Origin of the sequence: Pseudolabrys sp. (assembly GCF_050250095.1) — a bacterium.
Taxonomy (GTDB): domain Bacteria; phylum Pseudomonadota; class Alphaproteobacteria; order Rhizobiales; family Xanthobacteraceae; genus Pseudolabrys.
In genome coordinates this window covers 1-15,547 of record NZ_JBFWPH010000006.1, presented here as the reverse complement: position 1 = coordinate 15,547, position 15,547 = coordinate 1, and the positions used below count along the sequence as shown (strand labels likewise).

General features: G+C 65.7%; 14 protein-coding genes. 9 read left to right on the top strand and 5 right to left on the bottom strand.

The annotated features are described in order from the left end of the window. Position 1: 1 nt before the first annotated feature. Entirely contained in the window at positions 2 to 679 is a 678-nt protein-coding gene (modC, locus tag AB7F10_RS16720; RefSeq protein ID WP_428563421.1) for a molybdenum ABC transporter ATP-binding protein, read from the top strand. Here modC and AB7F10_RS16715 read toward each other — a convergent pair. The 3 genes from AB7F10_RS16715 to AB7F10_RS16705 form a co-directional block, all read right to left on the bottom strand. After that, entirely contained in the window at positions 676 to 2,460 is a 1,785-nt protein-coding gene (locus AB7F10_RS16715; RefSeq protein ID WP_428563423.1) for a potassium/proton antiporter, read from the bottom strand. The genes modC and AB7F10_RS16715 overlap by 4 nt on opposite strands. 103 nt (positions 2,461 to 2,563) lie before the next feature. Further along, positions 2,564 to 4,342, bottom strand: coding sequence for a YbaL family putative K(+) efflux transporter (gene ybaL, locus AB7F10_RS16710; protein WP_428563425.1), 1,779 nt, complete (start codon positions 4,340 to 4,342; stop codon positions 2,564 to 2,566). A gap of 101 nt (positions 4,343 to 4,443) precedes the next feature. After that, positions 4,444 to 5,379: a 3-keto-5-aminohexanoate cleavage protein gene (locus AB7F10_RS16705; RefSeq protein WP_428563427.1), complete on the bottom strand. Its 936-nt coding sequence runs from the start codon at positions 5,377 to 5,379 to the stop codon at positions 4,444 to 4,446. Positions 5,380 to 5,620: 241 nt separating this feature from the next. Between AB7F10_RS16705 and AB7F10_RS16700 the strand changes: the two genes are divergently transcribed. Continuing rightward, entirely contained in the window at positions 5,621 to 6,496 is an 876-nt protein-coding gene (locus AB7F10_RS16700) for a DMT family transporter (protein ID WP_428563457.1), read from the top strand. Here the strand turns inward: AB7F10_RS16700 and AB7F10_RS16695 are convergent, their stop codons facing one another. Continuing rightward, a complete protein-coding gene (locus tag AB7F10_RS16695) occupies positions 6,497 to 7,732 on the bottom strand; it encodes an acyl-CoA dehydrogenase family protein (protein ID WP_428563429.1) in 1,236 nt (411 codons plus the stop codon). Between the two features lie 73 nt (positions 7,733 to 7,805). On the opposite strand from AB7F10_RS16695, the gene AB7F10_RS16690 reads away from it, so the two are divergent. After that, positions 7,806 to 8,684 (top strand): NAD(P)-dependent oxidoreductase, encoded by an 879-nt coding sequence (locus AB7F10_RS16690; protein WP_428563431.1) that lies wholly within the window; start codon positions 7,806 to 7,808, stop codon positions 8,682 to 8,684. Here the strand turns inward: AB7F10_RS16690 and AB7F10_RS16685 are convergent. Next, positions 8,681 to 9,862, bottom strand: coding sequence for a pyridoxal phosphate-dependent aminotransferase (locus AB7F10_RS16685; RefSeq protein ID WP_428563433.1), 1,182 nt, complete (start codon positions 9,860 to 9,862; stop codon positions 8,681 to 8,683). The genes AB7F10_RS16690 and AB7F10_RS16685 overlap by 4 nt on opposite strands. A 229-nt stretch (positions 9,863 to 10,091) precedes the next feature. On the opposite strand from AB7F10_RS16685, the gene AB7F10_RS16680 reads away from it, so the two are divergent. The 6 genes from AB7F10_RS16680 (at position 10,092) to AB7F10_RS16655 (ending at position 15,480) form a co-directional block, all read left to right on the top strand. Further along, the gene (locus AB7F10_RS16680) at positions 10,092 to 10,946 is read left to right on the top strand and encodes an isocitrate lyase/PEP mutase family protein (RefSeq protein ID WP_428563435.1); all 855 of its coding nucleotides are present in this window, start codon (positions 10,092 to 10,094) and stop codon (positions 10,944 to 10,946) included. Then, positions 10,943 to 11,653 carry a GNAT family N-acetyltransferase gene (locus AB7F10_RS16675; protein WP_428563437.1) on the top strand — a complete coding sequence of 237 codons (711 nt, stop codon included), beginning with the start codon at positions 10,943 to 10,945 and terminating at the stop codon, positions 11,651 to 11,653. Before AB7F10_RS16680 ends, AB7F10_RS16675 begins: the two co-directional genes overlap by 4 nt. Continuing rightward, the gene (locus tag AB7F10_RS16670) at positions 11,650 to 12,891 is read left to right on the top strand and encodes an MFS transporter (protein ID WP_428563439.1); all 1,242 of its coding nucleotides are present in this window, start codon (positions 11,650 to 11,652) and stop codon (positions 12,889 to 12,891) included. Before AB7F10_RS16675 ends, AB7F10_RS16670 begins: the two co-directional genes overlap by 4 nt. Positions 12,892 to 12,894: 3 nt before the next feature. After that, positions 12,895 to 13,878, top strand: a complete 984-nt coding sequence (gene denD, locus AB7F10_RS16665; protein ID WP_428563441.1) for a D-erythronate dehydrogenase — start codon at positions 12,895 to 12,897, stop codon at positions 13,876 to 13,878. A 48-nt stretch (positions 13,879 to 13,926) separates the two neighbouring features. After that, positions 13,927 to 14,751, top strand: coding sequence for a type I methionyl aminopeptidase (gene map / locus AB7F10_RS16660; RefSeq protein WP_428563459.1), 825 nt, complete (start codon positions 13,927 to 13,929; stop codon positions 14,749 to 14,751). Positions 14,752 to 14,826: 75 nt separating this feature from the next. After that, complete coding sequence (locus AB7F10_RS16655) at positions 14,827 to 15,480, top strand: JAB domain-containing protein (protein WP_428563443.1); 654 nt, start codon at positions 14,827 to 14,829, stop codon at positions 15,478 to 15,480. Positions 15,481 to 15,547 lie beyond the last annotated feature (67 nt).

Sequence of the window (15,547 nt, the reverse complement as noted above, 5' to 3'; positions counted from 1 at the left end):
CGTGCTGACCGTCGACATCGACAAGACGCTCGGCGAGACCCGCATCGTCGCCCGCTTCGAGGGCGATGGCGGCGCGACGGCGCTGTTCGGCCCGTCCGGCGCCGGCAAGACCTCGATTGTCGGCATGATCGCCGGCCTGATCGCACCGGACCGCGGCCGCATCGAATTCGACGGCGAGACGCTGTTCGACGATGCCCGCAGGATCAACGTTGCGGCGCACCGGCGGCGCATCGGCTGCGTGTTTCAGGAAGGCCGGCTGTTTCCACACCTCTCAGTGCGCCGCAATCTCGACTACGGCCGCTGGATGCGCGGCCTGCCGCGCGACGAAACCCAGTTCGCCCAGGTGATCGGGATGCTGGACATTGGCGCATTGCTCGACCGGCGGCCGGGCGCGCTGTCGGGCGGCGAACGCCAGCGCGTCGCGCTCGGCCGCGCGCTTTTGATGAAGCCGCGGGCGCTGCTGCTCGATGAGCCGCTCGCCTCGCTCGACGCGCGGCGCAAGCGCGAAATCCTGCCCTATTTCGAGCGGCTGCGCGACGAAGCCAAACTGCCGATGATCTACGTCAGCCACGACGCGACCGAGGTGCGCCGCGTCGCGCAACGCGTGGTGCGCATCGAGGACGGCCGAGTCGTCGCAACCGGCGGCCTCGAACTGCTCGACGAAGCAGCGGCGGGCTAGAACAGCCGGCGCTCGAGCCGTTGCAGCGCCGCCTTTATGCGTCCGACCAGATTTTGCGGTGGCGCAGGGTCCGGCTCGTCGAGCCGCAGACCGACCGTCGTCACCTTGCCGCCGGAGACCTTGTGCGCGACCAGCGCCACCTCGCCCCACATCAGCACGTCACCCTGGCGCGGCGCGCGGTCAAGGTGGGTGACGAAATAAGTGTTGAGCTGCATCATCGGATCGGCGTCGGTCGCCGGCAGGCCGTAGAATTCCGAAAGACCGCCGAGCGTCGTCGCGCCCGGCACGAAGAAGTCGCCGAGCAGCGCGGGATCGGTCGCCGACAGATGCGGCATGTCGACGAAGAAGCGATCGAGCGACTGCGCCTTTTCCGGCGGCGCCAGCAGATAAATGTAGTCGCCCTCGCGAACTTTGCCGGCTTCCGAGGGCAGCAGGATCTTCTCCTCGCGGATGATCAGCGTCGGCCGCGCCCATGACGGGATCAGGCCGCGGCGCAGGAACGGGCTGTTGGCCGGCACAGGATAGCCGACGATCTCCTGCGCGAGCTGGCCGGGAAGGTCGAGCTCGACGCGGCGCGGCAGCGGATCGTTACGCGCGAAAGCGACGTCGAGCCGCCGCGCGGCGAGACCGATGGTCCAACCTTGAATGAGCAGCGAGGTGAGCACCACCACGAAGGCGATGTCGAAGTAAATGTATGACGTCGGCAGGCCGACCAGCAGCGGGATCGATGCGAGGAAGATGCCGACCGCGCCGCGCAGACCCACCCACGAAATGAAGAGTTTCTCGTTCCAGCGGAATTTGAACGGCGACAGGCACAGGAACACGGCGGCCGGCCGCGCGATCAACATCAGCGCCGCCGAAACGACCAGCGCGGCGATCAGGCTGTTCATCAACCGGGCCGGCCACACCAGCAGACCGAGCAAGACGAACATGACGATCTGCGCAAGCCATGTAATGGCGTCGAGAAAGGTGACGACCGAATTGTGCGCGCGGGTCGGCCGGTTGCCGACGACGAGGCCCGCGAGATAAACGGCGAGAAATCCCGAGCCGTGCACCGACTGCGTCAGTGCGAAGACCGCCAGCGCGCCGACCGCGACGAATGGTGCGTGCAGACCCTGCGCGAGTTGCAGGCGGTTCAGCGTCAGCACCATCAGATGTCCGCCGACAAAGCCGATCAGGCAGCCGAGCGAAACTTGACGCGCAAGGTCGTAGCCGAGTTCCGACCACGATTTGCTGCCGGCGAGCAGGATCTCCACCAGCATGACCGCCATGAAGATCGCAAAAGGGTCGTTGGTGCCGGACTCGACCTCCAGCGTCGCGCGCACATTCGGCCGCAGGCGAAGGCCGCGGGCATTGATAAGGAAGAACACCGCCGCCGCGTCGGTCGAGCCCACCACCGCGCCAACCAGCAGCGCTTCGGTCCAGCCGAGGCCGAGCAAATATTTGGCAAATGGCGCGGTAATGGCCGCCGTCACCAGCACGCCAACCGTCGCCAGCAGCAACGCCGGCGCCAGCACGCTGCGGAACGTCTGCATCCGCAGCCGCAGCCCGCCGTCGAACAGGATCAGGGCCAGCGCCACCGATCCGACGGTGTAGGCCGTCGTCACATCGTCGAATTTGATGCCGCCGATACCGCCCTCGCCGGCCAGCATGCCGACGATCAAGAACACGAGCAGCAGCGGGGCGCCGAACCGCAGCGCGAGCAGGCTCGACAGAATGCCGGCAAGGATCAGCAGGCTGCCCAGCAGGATTGCGAGGCTGACGACGTCAAGTTGCGCCATGTATACGAATCTCCGCCCCTCTATAGGACGGATTTGCCCCTGCCAGAGCAATGAAAAATTGCGTGCGACGCGCCGTTGCCGCGATTCCGAGCGGGTCGCGGCGTCATGCCGCGCTGGGGGTGTCCGCCGGCGATTGACCGGCGGGTCCGGGAATGTGCGCCAGCATCGCCTTGGCGATCTCGTGCTCGCCCATCACCACAGCGGTCGCGCCGTGCTTCATCAGATGTTCGATCTCGGCTTCGGAATGCGCCCGCGCGACGATGCGCAATGCCGGACTGAGAGCGCGCGCCTGCTGGACGACCTGCCCGCCTTCGAAGGCGTCGGGAATGGCGACCAGCACGCAACGCGCAGCGGTGATATTGGTCGCCGCCAGCACCGCGGGATCGGCGGCATTGCCGGTGATCACATCGCGGCCTTCCGCCCGCAGCGCCGCCGCCTTCTGCGGCTCGTCCTCGACGATCAGAAACGGCGGTCCGCCCACCGGGGCCGTCGCAGTGATGAAGCTGCCGACCCGGCCATGGCCGATCAGCACGATATGGTCCGTGAGCGCGGTCATCGGCACCGGCTCGTGCGCCGCGGTGGCGGCCGGCGTCTCGACTTCCGCGGGCGCTGCCTGCGGCTCCGGCGCAGCACCGGCGGGTGCGTGCGCGGCCTCCTTGGCGGCTTCCTTGGCGGCCTGCTTGGCCGCGTCGGCGGCCGCCCAGCGGTCGAGCAATGCGAACAGCAGCGGATTGAGCATGATCGACAGGATGGCGCCGGCGAGAACCAGGTCGCGCCCGCGCTCGGGCATCAGACCGAGCGCAACGCCGAGCCCCGCAAGGATAAAGGAGAACTCGCCGATCTGGGCGAGGCTCACCGAGATCATCAGGGCCGTCGGCGTCGGATAGCCGAACAGCCGCACGATGGCGAAGGCAGCGACCGACTTGCCGAACACGATGATCAGAACTGTGACGAGCACGGGCCAGAAATCGCGCACAACGATGGCCGGATCGAACAGCATGCCGACCGACACGAAGAACAGCACCGAGAACGCATCGCGCAGCGGCAGCGTCTCGTTGGCGGCGCGCTGACTCAGTTCGGATTCGCTCATCACCATTCCGGCGAAGAACGCGCCCAGCGCGAAGGACACGCCGAACAGCGACGCCGCCGCGAAGGCGACGCCGAGCGCAATCGCAAGCACCGACAGGCGGAACAGTTCGCGCGACCCGGTATGCGCGACGGCGTGAAGCATCCACGGAATGATCCGGCGGCCGACGATCAGCATGACCGCGACGAATGCGACGACCTTGCCGAGCGTGATGGCGAGCGGTGTCAGCAGCGAAACGATGTCGGTTCCACCCGCGCCGCCATCTTTGAGGATCGGTGCGACCGCCGGCAACAGCACCAGCGTCAGCACCATTGCGAGGTCTTCGACGATCAGCCAGCCGACCGCGATGCGGCCGCGTTCGGTTTCGACCAGACGGCGCTGCTGCATCGCGCGCAACAGCACCACGGTGCTGGCGACGGACAAAGCGAGGCCGAACACCAGCCCGCCGCCGATCGACCAGCCGAGCCATGCCGCAAGGCCCATGCCAAGCAGGGTCGCCACCGCGATCTGCACCACCGCGCCCGGCAGCGCGATGGCGCGCACCGCGAGCAGGTCCTTCAGCGAGAAATGCAGCCCGACGCCGAACATCAGCAGGATGACGCCGATTTCCGCGAGTTCGTTGGCGATCGCCTGATCGGCGGTGAAGAAGCCGGGAACACCCGGACCGAGCAGCACGCCGGCGACGAGATAGCCTACCAGCGGCGACAGCCGCAGGCGCTGCGCAACGGCGGCGAGCAGGAACGCCAGCACCAGACCCGCCACGATGGTGGAGATCAGCGGCGTGGAATGCGGCATTCGAGGAACCTCCTGCGCGGCACTTTACGCCACGAAACGGAACGCCCGAACCGCTGTCAAGCGACGGCGCGCCGCGACAGCGGCGCGCCGGAATCAGGGAATCAGAACGCGACCTTGTCGCCGCCCTTGAGCGACAGGATCTCGCGCGCCTCGTCCGGCGTCGCAACCTCGAGGCCGAGACCCTCGAGAATCTGGCGGGCCATCTTGACCTGCTGCGCGTTGCTCTCGGCCAGCTTGCCGGGTCCGATCCAGAGCGAATCCTCGAGGCCGACGCGGACGTTGCCGCCCATCGAGGCTGCCATCGCGGCGATACGCATCTGGCTCTGGCCCGCGCCCAGCACCGACCAGTGATACTGGTCGCCGAACAACCGGTCGGCCGTGCGCTTCATCTGCATGACGTCTTCCGGATGCGGGCCGATGCCGCCGAGAATGCCGAACACCGACTGGATGAACAGCGGCGGCTTGACGAGGCCACGGTCGAGGAAGTGCCGCAACGTGTAGAGATGGCCAATGTCGTAGCATTCGATCTCAAAGCGGGTGCCGTTGTCGGCACAGGTCTTCAGGATGTATTCGATGTCCGCGAAGGTGTTCTTGAACATGCCCTTGGCGGAGTTCTCCAGATACGGCTCCTCCCAGTCGTATTTGAACTTGCCCTTGAAGCGCGGGATCATCGGATAAAGACCGAAGTTCATCGTTCCCATGTTGAGGGACGCGACCTCCGGCTTGAAGGTCGCGGCCGGCTGCACGCGCTCCTCGACCAGCATGGTCGGCGAGCCGCCGGTGGTGAGGTTGATGACGACATTCGACGATTGCTTGATGACCTTCAGAAACGGCTCGAACGCGGCCGGGCTCTGGTCCGGGCGACCGTCCTTCGGATTGCGCGCATGCAGGTGAACCACGGCGGCGCCGGCCTCCGCCGCGCCGAGCGCGGCGTCCGCGATCTGCTGCGGGGTGATCGGCAGATGAGGCGACATCGACGGCGTATGAATTGCGCCGGTTACGGCACAGGTAATGATGACTTTGCGCGACTTCGCCATGGCGTTTCGTTTCCCTGTCACGAATACTGATCTAGCAGGATGAGTGGATCGAGCCCGATTGGACCTGCGGCCGATCCTAGAGCATGATCCCGAAAAGTGCGAAGCGGTTTTCGGAAAAGATCATGCTCAGACAATAACCTAAAGCGCGATGGCGATTCTATTCCATGTCATCGCGCTTTAGAGTATCAGCCGGACGCGGGCCACCGTGTCCGGCCGAGTTAAGGACCGCTCCTTGAACAGCGTGAAAATCTCGACGGTCATGACCGGCGTCCTCTGCGGCATCGTCGCCGCATTCGGGTGGGCGGCCGGCTTCGTCGCCGCCAAACACGGGGTGACCGTCGGCTTCACGCCTGCCGATCTCGCCATGCACCGCTTTCTGTGGACCGGACTGTTCCTGATCGTCCCGGTGCTGCGGCAGGGCATCGGCGACCTCGGCGGCGTCGGCTGGGGCCGCGGATTGATCGTCCTGCTGCTCGCCGGACCGCCGCAATCACTGCTGGCCTATACCGGCTTCACGCTGGTGCCGCTCGGCCATGGCACCACGATCCAGCCGGCCTGCGCCGCGCTGTTCGGCCTGATCCTCGCAACGCTCATGTTGCGAGAGCCGATGCTGCCGCGGCGCATTCTCGGCGGCGCGGCGATCATCGTCGGCCTGCTGGTATTCGGGGGCGAGTCGGTCACCAGCATCGGCGCGCATGGCGTCGGCGGCGACCTGCTGTTCGTCACCGCGGGAATTTTCTGGGCGGTGTTCGGCACGCTGCTGCGGCAATGGCGCATGGACGGCATGCGGGCGGTGGCGAGCGTCGCGGCGCTGTCCGTTCTGTTACTGGCGCCGCTCTATTTTGCGTTGATCGGCACCGGCAACATCATGCGGCTGGGGCTCTGGGAAAACTTCATCCAGATCGCCGTGCAGGGCGTGCTCGCCGGCGTGCTGCCGATTTATCTGTTCGCCCGTTCGGTCGCTCTGCTCGGCGCCGGCCGCGCGGCAACCTTTCCCGCACTGGTGCCGGTGTTCGGCCTGCTGATCGGCTTCGCTGCGCTCGGCGTGGTGCCGACCTGGCCGCAAATGGCCGGCACCGCCCTCGTCATCATTGGCTTCCGTTTCGCGCTACAATAATCAAGCTTCCGGCCCGGCATACTTGCCGGCGGTCTCCGGGAACATCGACTTGACGATCTTCATCTTCGAGATGTCGACCGTCGCATCCATGTGCAGGAAGATCGCGGCATCGCGGAACAGCTTCTCGACGCCGAAGTCGAGCATCATGCCGTTGCCGCCGTGCAGTTCGACGCAATGCTGCGCGACCTTCATGATCTCTTCGGACGCATAGACCTTCGCCATGTTGCAAAGCGTGTCGGCATCAGCGGCCTTCTCGTCGACCGCCTGCGCCGCGCGCGCGACCAGCGCCCGCACCGCCTCGATGCGCGTCGCCATGTCGGCGAGCCGCAGCGCCACCGCCTGATGCTTGATCAGGATGCGGCCGCCCTGCACGTAGTTCTGCACATAGTCGGACGTGACCTCGAAGGCGCGGATGCCGACGCCGAGGTTCTTCGCCGCCTGGATGATCTTGCCGGGACGGAAATAGATGCCGGCGGTGGCGAGCGCCTCGTTCTCGACCATCAGATGATCCTCGGGGACCTCCATGTCCTCGAACACCAGCTCGCCGTTGTTCATGAAGCGGCAGCCGAGCGTCTCGTTGCAGCGTGCGACGGTGAGGCCGGGCGTGTTGCGCGGCACCAGGAACGACGACGTTCCCTGCAGCATGCCGACTTTCGGATTGGTGTTAGCGTAGACGACATAGAGTCCGGCGTCGTAGCCGTTCGAGATGAACTGCTTGCGGCCGTTGATGATCCACTTGTCGCCCTTCTTTACCGCCTTGGTCTGCATCGCCGCTTCCGGCACGTTGTAAGGCAGCCAGCGATCGGACGCGCCGCGCGGCTCGGTCAGGCAATGCGCCAGCAGGAACTGCGGGTCTTCCATCAACCGCTTGAACCATTTCTCCTGCAGATGCTTCGGCGCGAACTGGCGCAGCAGCACCGAGACCTTCCAGTTCTGCACCAGCTTGTCGGCCAGCCCCGAGTCGCCGCGCGCGATCTCCTGCGAAATGATCGCGAAGGTCTGCACCTCGCTCGCCTTGTCGAGTTCGATGCCGCCGAACTCCTCGGGAACGCCGAGCGCGCGAATACCGACATTCTCGGCGCCCTGAAGAATCTCCTTCGGCAGACGGTCGTCCGGCGTCATGCTCCATTCGCGCTGCCAGTTCGCCCGCATGAACGGAATGATGACGTCGTCGACGAATTCGCGGCAGGACTGCCGCATCAGCCGCTGGTCTTCGGTAAGGCCCCGGTCGCTCATCAGCGAAACTCCCTGTTGTGCAATCGCGGCGATCATGATCCGCTTCCGAAAATAATTCCATGGAGGAACTGCCATGCAGGTCGGGATGATCGGCGCCGGTCGGATGGGCACAGCGATGGCTCGAAATCTCATCAAAGCCGGACACAAGCTGCGCATTTTCGATATCGCGAAAGACAACCTGCGCGAGCTTGAGAAAGACGGCGCCGAGATCGCTGCCAGCACCAAGGATGCCTTCGGTGGCGACGTCACCATTTCGATGCTGCCGAATGACGAAGCGATGCGCGCGGTATTCGTGACCGGTGACACGCTGCCCGCCAGCGGCGCCAAAACCATTCACGTCAACATGGCGACCGCCTCGGTCGCCTGCGCGGATGAGTTGACCGCGCTGCACAAGCAACGCGGCGTGCCCTATATCGCCGCAACGGTGTGGGGCAGACCCGACGCCGCGGCGGCGGCGAAACTGAGCATCGTCACCGCCGGCGATGCGGCGGCGATCGACAAGGCACAACCGCTGTTCGACGTGCTCGGCCAGCGCACCACCCGGCTCGGCGACAAGCCGAGCAACGCCAATGTCGCCAAGATCGCCGGAAACCTGATGGTCGCGGCCGCGATCGAGGCGATGGGTGAAGCCGCCGCGCTGGTACGCGGCTACGGCCTGTCCTCCGGCGACTTTCTCAATACCGTCAACACGGCGCTGTTCGACGTTCCGGTCTATCGCGGCTACGGCAACCTGATCGCGACCGGGGCTTACGAGCCGCCGGGATTCGATCTAGTGCTCGGCCTCAAGGACGTGCGGCTCGCGCTCGCCGCCGGCGAGAAGGCGAATGTGCCGCTGCCGTTCGCCAGCGTGCTGCGCGATGCCTTCCTCGACTCCATCGCGAACGGCGACGGCAAAAAGGATTGGGCGGCAATCGCGCGTGGCGCCGCGCGCCGGGCGGGACTTGAGAGCTAGGCCGCCTTCCGGTCGGCTAGGAACGTTCCCATGCGCTCGAGCGCCTTGAGGATGTTCTCGGTCGAGTTGGCGTAGGACAGCCGCAGATAGCCCTCGCCGAGAATGCCGAAATCCGGGCCGCCGATCGTCACCACGCCGGTGTCGTTCAGGAGCGCGGTGGCAAGCTCCTTGGCTTTCCAGCCGGTCTTCTTGACGTTCGGGAACGCATAGAACGCGCCCTTCGGTGTGATGCAGGACACGCCCGGCAGCTTGTTCAGGCCTTCGACCACGACCTTCCGCCGCCGGTCGAACTCCGCGATCATCTTCGTCACCTCGTCCTGCGGGCCGGTGAGCGCGGCAAGCCCGGCATATTGCGCCGAGGCGTTGACGCAGGAATGCAGATTGACCGCGAGCTTGCGCGCGTAGTCGAAAAGTTTGCCGGGAAACACAGCGTAGCCGAGCCGCCAGCCGGTCATCGCATAGGTCTTCGACCAGCCGTTGAGCAGGATCAGCCGGTCGCGGATCGAAGGATATGACAGCAGGCAAACGTGCTGCAGCCCGTCATAGACCATGTGGTCGTAAATCTCGTCCGACATCACCGCGACGTCCGGCCACTTGTCGAGCCCTGCGACGAACTTGTCGACTTCCGGTTTCGGCGTGACGCCGCCGGTCGGGTTGGCCGGCGAGTTGACGATGATGAGCCGCGTCTTCTTCGTAATGAGGCCGAGCGTTTCCTCCGCCGAGAAGGCAAAGCCGTTCTCCTCGCGGATCGGCACCGGCACCGGCGTCGCGCCGGTGAACTCGATCATCGAGCGGTAGATCGGAAAGCCGGGATCCGGATACATGATCTCGACGCCCGGCTCGCCGAACATCAGGATCGACATGAACATGGTCGGCTTGCCGCCGGGCATGATCATCACGCTGTCCGGGTTGACCTCGACCGCGTAACGCTTGTGCAGGTCGGCGGCGACCGCCTCGCGCAACGCCGGGATGCCGTTCGCAGCGGTGTAACCGTGATGGCCGTCACGCAGCGCCTTGACTGCAGCCTCGACGATGAAGTCCGGCGTCCTGAAATCGGGTTGCCCGATGCCGAGGCTGATGATGTCGCGGCCCTGCGCGGCGAGCGCGTTGGCGCGAGCCAGCACCGCAAAGGCGTTTTCCTCACCGATCCGGTCAAAGGCCGCGATGGTTTTCAGCATGAGACGTCCTTGAGCTTCCCCGGTGCGCCCGCTGTGGCGCGGGTCGTTTCGCGGCGCTAGTTTGAGCGTATTTCCGCAATGAAATCAAACCCGTCGCGGCGGCGAGCGGGAGTGCGCGCCATCAGCGCCGGTCATACGACAATCGCGGAAATGCATTGGCGGAGACTTCCCGGCCATGCCACTTTCAGCCGCGCGTCGCTTGCGGCGCCAACCGAACATACGGATCGTCATGGCCAGCCCCCGCCCTTCCACCGCCGACAAGCGCAAGACCTATCGCGCGCTGCACGAGACCGGCTGCTTCGTCTTGCCCAATCCGTGGGACATCGGCAGCGCGCGCTATCTCCAGCATGCCGGCTTCAAGGCGCTGGCCTCGACCAGCGCCGGCTACGCCTTCGCGCAAGGGTTGCCGGACGCCGCCGTCGACCGCGACATGATGCTGGCGCATCTGCGCGACCTCGCCGCGGAAACCGACGTGCCAATCAATGCCGACTACGAAGGCGGCTATGCCGACGATCCCGGCGAGGTCGCGGCGAACGTCAAGCTTTGCATCGACACCGGCGTCGCCGGCCTCTCCATCGAAGACGCAACGATGGACGACTCGATCCCGCTCTACGATTTCGACCTTGCCTTGGCGCGCGTGCGCGCTGCCCGCGCGGCGATCGACAAAACCAACAGCGGCGTGCTGTTCACGGCGCGCACCGAAGGCTTCATCCGCAACCGACCGGATATCGACGAAACGGTGCGGCGGCTGAAAGCCTTCGCCGACGCTGGCGCCGACTGTCTCTACGCGCCGGGCGTGCGCAGCCGCGAGCATATCGAGGCGGTGATCAAATGCGTCGCGCCGAAGCCGGTGAATATCCTGATGCCGGCCAATCTCGGCTTCTCGGTGCGCGACCTCGAACAGATGGGCGCGCGGCGCATCAGCGTCGGCGGCTCGCTGGCGCGGGTCGCATGGACTGCCGTTGCTCGCGCGGCGAAGGAGATGCTCGATCCTGGCACCTTCACCTGCTTCGACGGCACCATGACCAATGCGGAGCTCAACAAGCTGTTCCGCGAGGATGCGAAGAAACGCAATCTGTCGTGACGCAATCCGAACCCCAGCCCGTCACGGGACAGCCGGTCGGCCTCAAGGTCGACGCGACACCGGCGCTGCGCCCCGGCCCGGAGACGCTCGAAGGCCGCTACGGCCGCGTGACGCGACTTGCGCCGCAGCACGCGGAATCGCTCTGGGCCAACGCCAAGGGCCATGACGCGATCTGGACCTACATGGCCTATGGTCCGATCGCCGATGCGAACGAATTCGCGCGCTGGATCGAAGGCCGCATCGCGCTGGACGACCCCTACTCCTATGCGATCCTCGATCCCGCCGGACGCGCGGTCGGCATCGCCACGTTGATGGAAATCCGGCCACAGACGCGCGTGATCGAGGTCGGCCACATTCTTTATATGCCGGCGCTGCAACGCACGCCGCTTGCCACCGAGGCGCAGTTCCTGCTGGCGCGCTACGCTTTCGAAACGCTGCGCTACCGCCGCTATGAATGGAAATGCGACGCGTTGAATGCACCGTCGCGCCGCGCGGCGCAGCGTTATGGCTTCACCTTCGAGGGCCTGTTTCGCCAGCACGTCATCGTGAAGGGGCGCAACCGCGACACCGCCTGGTTTTCCATCCTCGACGGCGAGTGGCCGCAGCGGAAGGCGAACTTCGAACGCTGGCTGTCGCCGGACAATTTCGACGCCGGCGGCCGGCAGAAGCTCAGCCTCGGCGCCCTGAACAACGCCGCCCGTTCATGACCGCAAGTGCCGAAAGCGCGCGCCTGCGCGATCACCAGCCCTTCGTGCTGTTCTGGTTCGTGCGGCTCGCCTCGACCATCGGCTATCACATGGCCGCGGTGGCGATCGGCTGGAAGGTCTATGAAATCACCGGCAGCGCGCTCGACCTCGGCCTGATCGGCCTCATTCAGTTCGTGCCGGCGGTGGCGCTGACGCTGCTGATCGGCCATGTCGCCGACCGCTACGACCGGCGGCTCATCATCCGCCTCTCGCAAGCCGCCTATGCGCTCGCCTCGCTCGCGCTGTTCTGGAGCTTCTGGAGCGGGGCGGTCACGCGCGACATCCTGTTTGCCGTCGTATTCGTCATCGGTTGTGCCCGCGCCTTCGAGCTGCCGACCACGAGCGCCCTGGTGCCCGCGACGGTGCCGGCGGCGCTGATCCCGCGCGCCACCGCCGGCTGGGCCTCCGCCAACCAGGCGGCCGTCATCAGCGGTCCCGCGCTTGGCGGCCTGATCTATGCGTTCAGCCCGACACTGGTGGCGGCGCTCTGCGTCGTGTCCTTTGCCGCCGCCATCGTCCTCGTCAGCCTGATGCGGATGGAGCGCAGCGCGCCGAAGCGCGAGCCTGCGACCCTCGCCTCCGTGCTCGCCGGCTTCGACTACATCCGCAAGCGCGAGCGGCTCCTGGGCGTCATCTCGCTCGACCTGTTCGTGATCCTGCTGGGCGGCGCAACCGCCCTGCTGCCGATCTATGCCAGCGACATCCTGCACGCCGGCCCGCTCGGACTCGGCATTCTGCGCTCGGCCCCCGCGATCGGCGCACTGACGGTGGTGACCATCCTCTCGCATACTCCGATCGAACGGCATGTCGGCCTCGCGATGTTCGGCGCCGTCGCAATGTTCGGCCTGTCCACCGTCGTCTTTGCCGTTTCGACGTGGCTGCCCCTGTCGGTGTTCGCGCTCGCCATCCTCGGCGCAAGCGACGCGATCAGCGTCGTCATCCGGTTCTCGCTGGTGCAGATCGAGACACCGGACGCCATGCGCGGCCGCGTCAGCGCCATCAACTACATGTTCGTCGGCACGTCGAACACGCTCGGCGAATTCGAGTCCGGCCTGCTCGCCTCCTGGTTCGGCGCCGTGGCCTCGGTCCTGATCGGCGGCGTCGGGTCGTTGCTCGTCGCCGGAATCTGGATGATGCTGTTCCCGTCGCTGCGGCGGATCGACCGCTACGAACTGCCGCCGGATCAAGCGAAGAGGTAGAGAATGCATGTCCTGGTGACCGGCGCGGCCGGCATGATCGGCCGAAAGCTGCTGGCGCGCCTCGCGAGCGACGGCGGACTGAACGGCCAGCCGATCGAACATCTGACTCTGATCGATGTGATGACGCCGGAGGCCCCGGCCGGCTTCAAGGACAAGGTGACGGCGGTCGCCGCCGATCTTGCGGCGCCGAGCGTCGCAGACAAGCTGATCGCGCCGCGGCCCGAAGTGGTTTTCCATCTTGCCGGCGTCGTCTCCGGCGAAGCGGAGACCAATTTCGAAAAGGGCTATCACGTCAATCTCGACGGCATCCGCAACCTGATCGAGGCGATCCGCGTCGTCGGTGACGGTTACCGGCCGAAAGTGATCTTTACATCGTCGATTGCGGTTTACGGCGCGCCGTTCCCACATGCCATTCCCGACGAATTCAACCTGACGCCGCTCACGTCCTACGGAACGCAAAAAGCCATCGGCGAGTTGCTGCTGGCCGACTATACCCGCCGCGGTTTCCTTGAGGGCGTCGGCATCCGCCTGCCCTCGATCTGCATCCGGCCCGGCAAGCCGAACCTCGCCGCATCTGGCTTTTTCTCCGGCATTATCCGCGAGCCGCTCGCAGGGCAGGAAGCAGTGCTGCCGGTGTCCGACACCGTGCTGCATACCCATGCGAGCCCGCGCGCGGCGGTCGGCTTCCTCGTTCACGCCGCAAGCCTCACGCGAGAGCAGATCGGCCCGCGCATCGGCCTCGCCATGCCGGGCGTGTGCTGCACGATCGCCGAGCAGATCGAGGCGCTGACCCGCATTGCTGGTCCCAAGGTCGCGGCCCGCATCCGCCGGCAGCCGGACGAACTGGTGACGCGCATCGTGTCAGGCTGGCCGCACCGGTTCGACGCCCGCCGCGCCCGGGAACTCGGCTTCGTCGCGGAGACCGGTTTCGACGAGATCATCCGCGCGCATATCGACGATGAATTAGGCGGCAAAATCCCGGCCTGAAACGGCGGCTTGCCTTGGCCTCCCGAAGCCTCCTACATTGGCTTCATCATGAATTATGTCGATGCCGCAGCCGCGCCGCTGCGTAAAACCGGTCAAATCAAGCTCTATGGCCCGTCGGCCTTCGAAGGCATGCGCAAGGCGGGACAGCTGGCTGCGCGCTGCCTCGATGTGCTGGTCGACGCGGTCAAGCCGGGCGTCACCACCGACGCCATCGACAGAATCGTCTACGAATTCGGCCGTGACCACGGCGCCCTGCCGGCGACGCTGATGTATCGCGGCTACCGCAAGTCGACCTGCACCTCGATCAACCATGTGGTCTGCCACGGCATCCCCAATGCGAAGCCGCTGAAGGACGGCGACATCGTCAATATCGACGTGACGCTGATCCTCGACGGCTGGCACGGTGACTCCAGCCGGATGTATGCGGTCGGGGATATTCCGCGCCGCGCCGAGCGTCTGATCGAGGTCACCTACGACGCCATGATGCGCGGGATCGCGGTGATCCGCCCCGGCGCAACCACGGGCGACATCGGCCATGCCATTCAGACCTTCGTCGAAGCCCAGCACATGAGCGTGGTGCGCGACTTCTGCGGCCACGGCCTCGGCCGGCTGTTCCACGACGAGCCGAACATCGTCCATGTCGGCCGCCCCGGCGAAGGCGTCATCCTTCGGCCCGGCATGCTGTTTACCGTCGAGCCGATGATCAATCTCGGCCGCCCGCACGTCAAAGTGCTGTCCGACGGCTGGACCGCGGTAACGCGCGACCGTTCGCTGTCGGCCCAGTTCGAACACTCGGTCGGCGTCACTGATACCGGCGTCGAGATCTTCACATTGTCGCCAGGCAAGCTCGACAAGCCCCCCTATCGCAGTTGACGGGAGTGTGGCCGGGTCGCGAAGATTGGCCCCATCCTGCCGCAAAGCCGAACACTGCAGGATAAGGCAGGCGCGATGCCACGGTCACTCAACAGCGGCCTGAAGAACAACAACGGGAAGCGCAGCAAGGACGGCCTGAAGGCCGGCGAGCTTGCCGAAGCGCCGCATTACTACGGCCATCGCGAGCGGCTGCGGTCGCGCTTCCGCGACGCCGGCAGCGAGGCGGTCAGCGACTACGAATTACTCGAGCTGCTGCTGTTCCGCGCCTTGCCGCGGCGCGACGTGAAACCGCTCGCCAAGGCTCTGGTCGAAAAATTCGGCTCGTTCGCGGAGGTCATCGCCGCGCCCCGCAACCGGCTCGCCGAGGTGCGCGGGCTGGGCGACGCCGCCATCACCGAATTCAAGATCGTGCAGGCGGCAGCGAACCGCCTCGCCCGCGGCGAGGTGAAACGCCGGGCCGTGCTGTCCTCATGGTCCGCGGTGCTGGACTATTGCCGCGCCACGATGGCGTTCGCGGACAAGGAGCAATTTCGCATCCTGTTCCTCGACAAGCGCAATCAGCTGATCGCCGACGAGGTGCAGCAGGTTGGCACCGTCGATCACACGCCGGTCTACCCGCGCGAAATCGTCAAGCGCGCGCTCGAGCTTTCCGCGACCGCGCTGATCCTGGTCCACAATCACCCCACTAACCTCAATTCGATCACTCTGGATCACGCTCAAGCACATTGAAACACTAAAAAAATAGCGATTTTTTGCCGTTGCGTAGTGGGGGCGGTTTTGGCAAATTGGGGGCTGT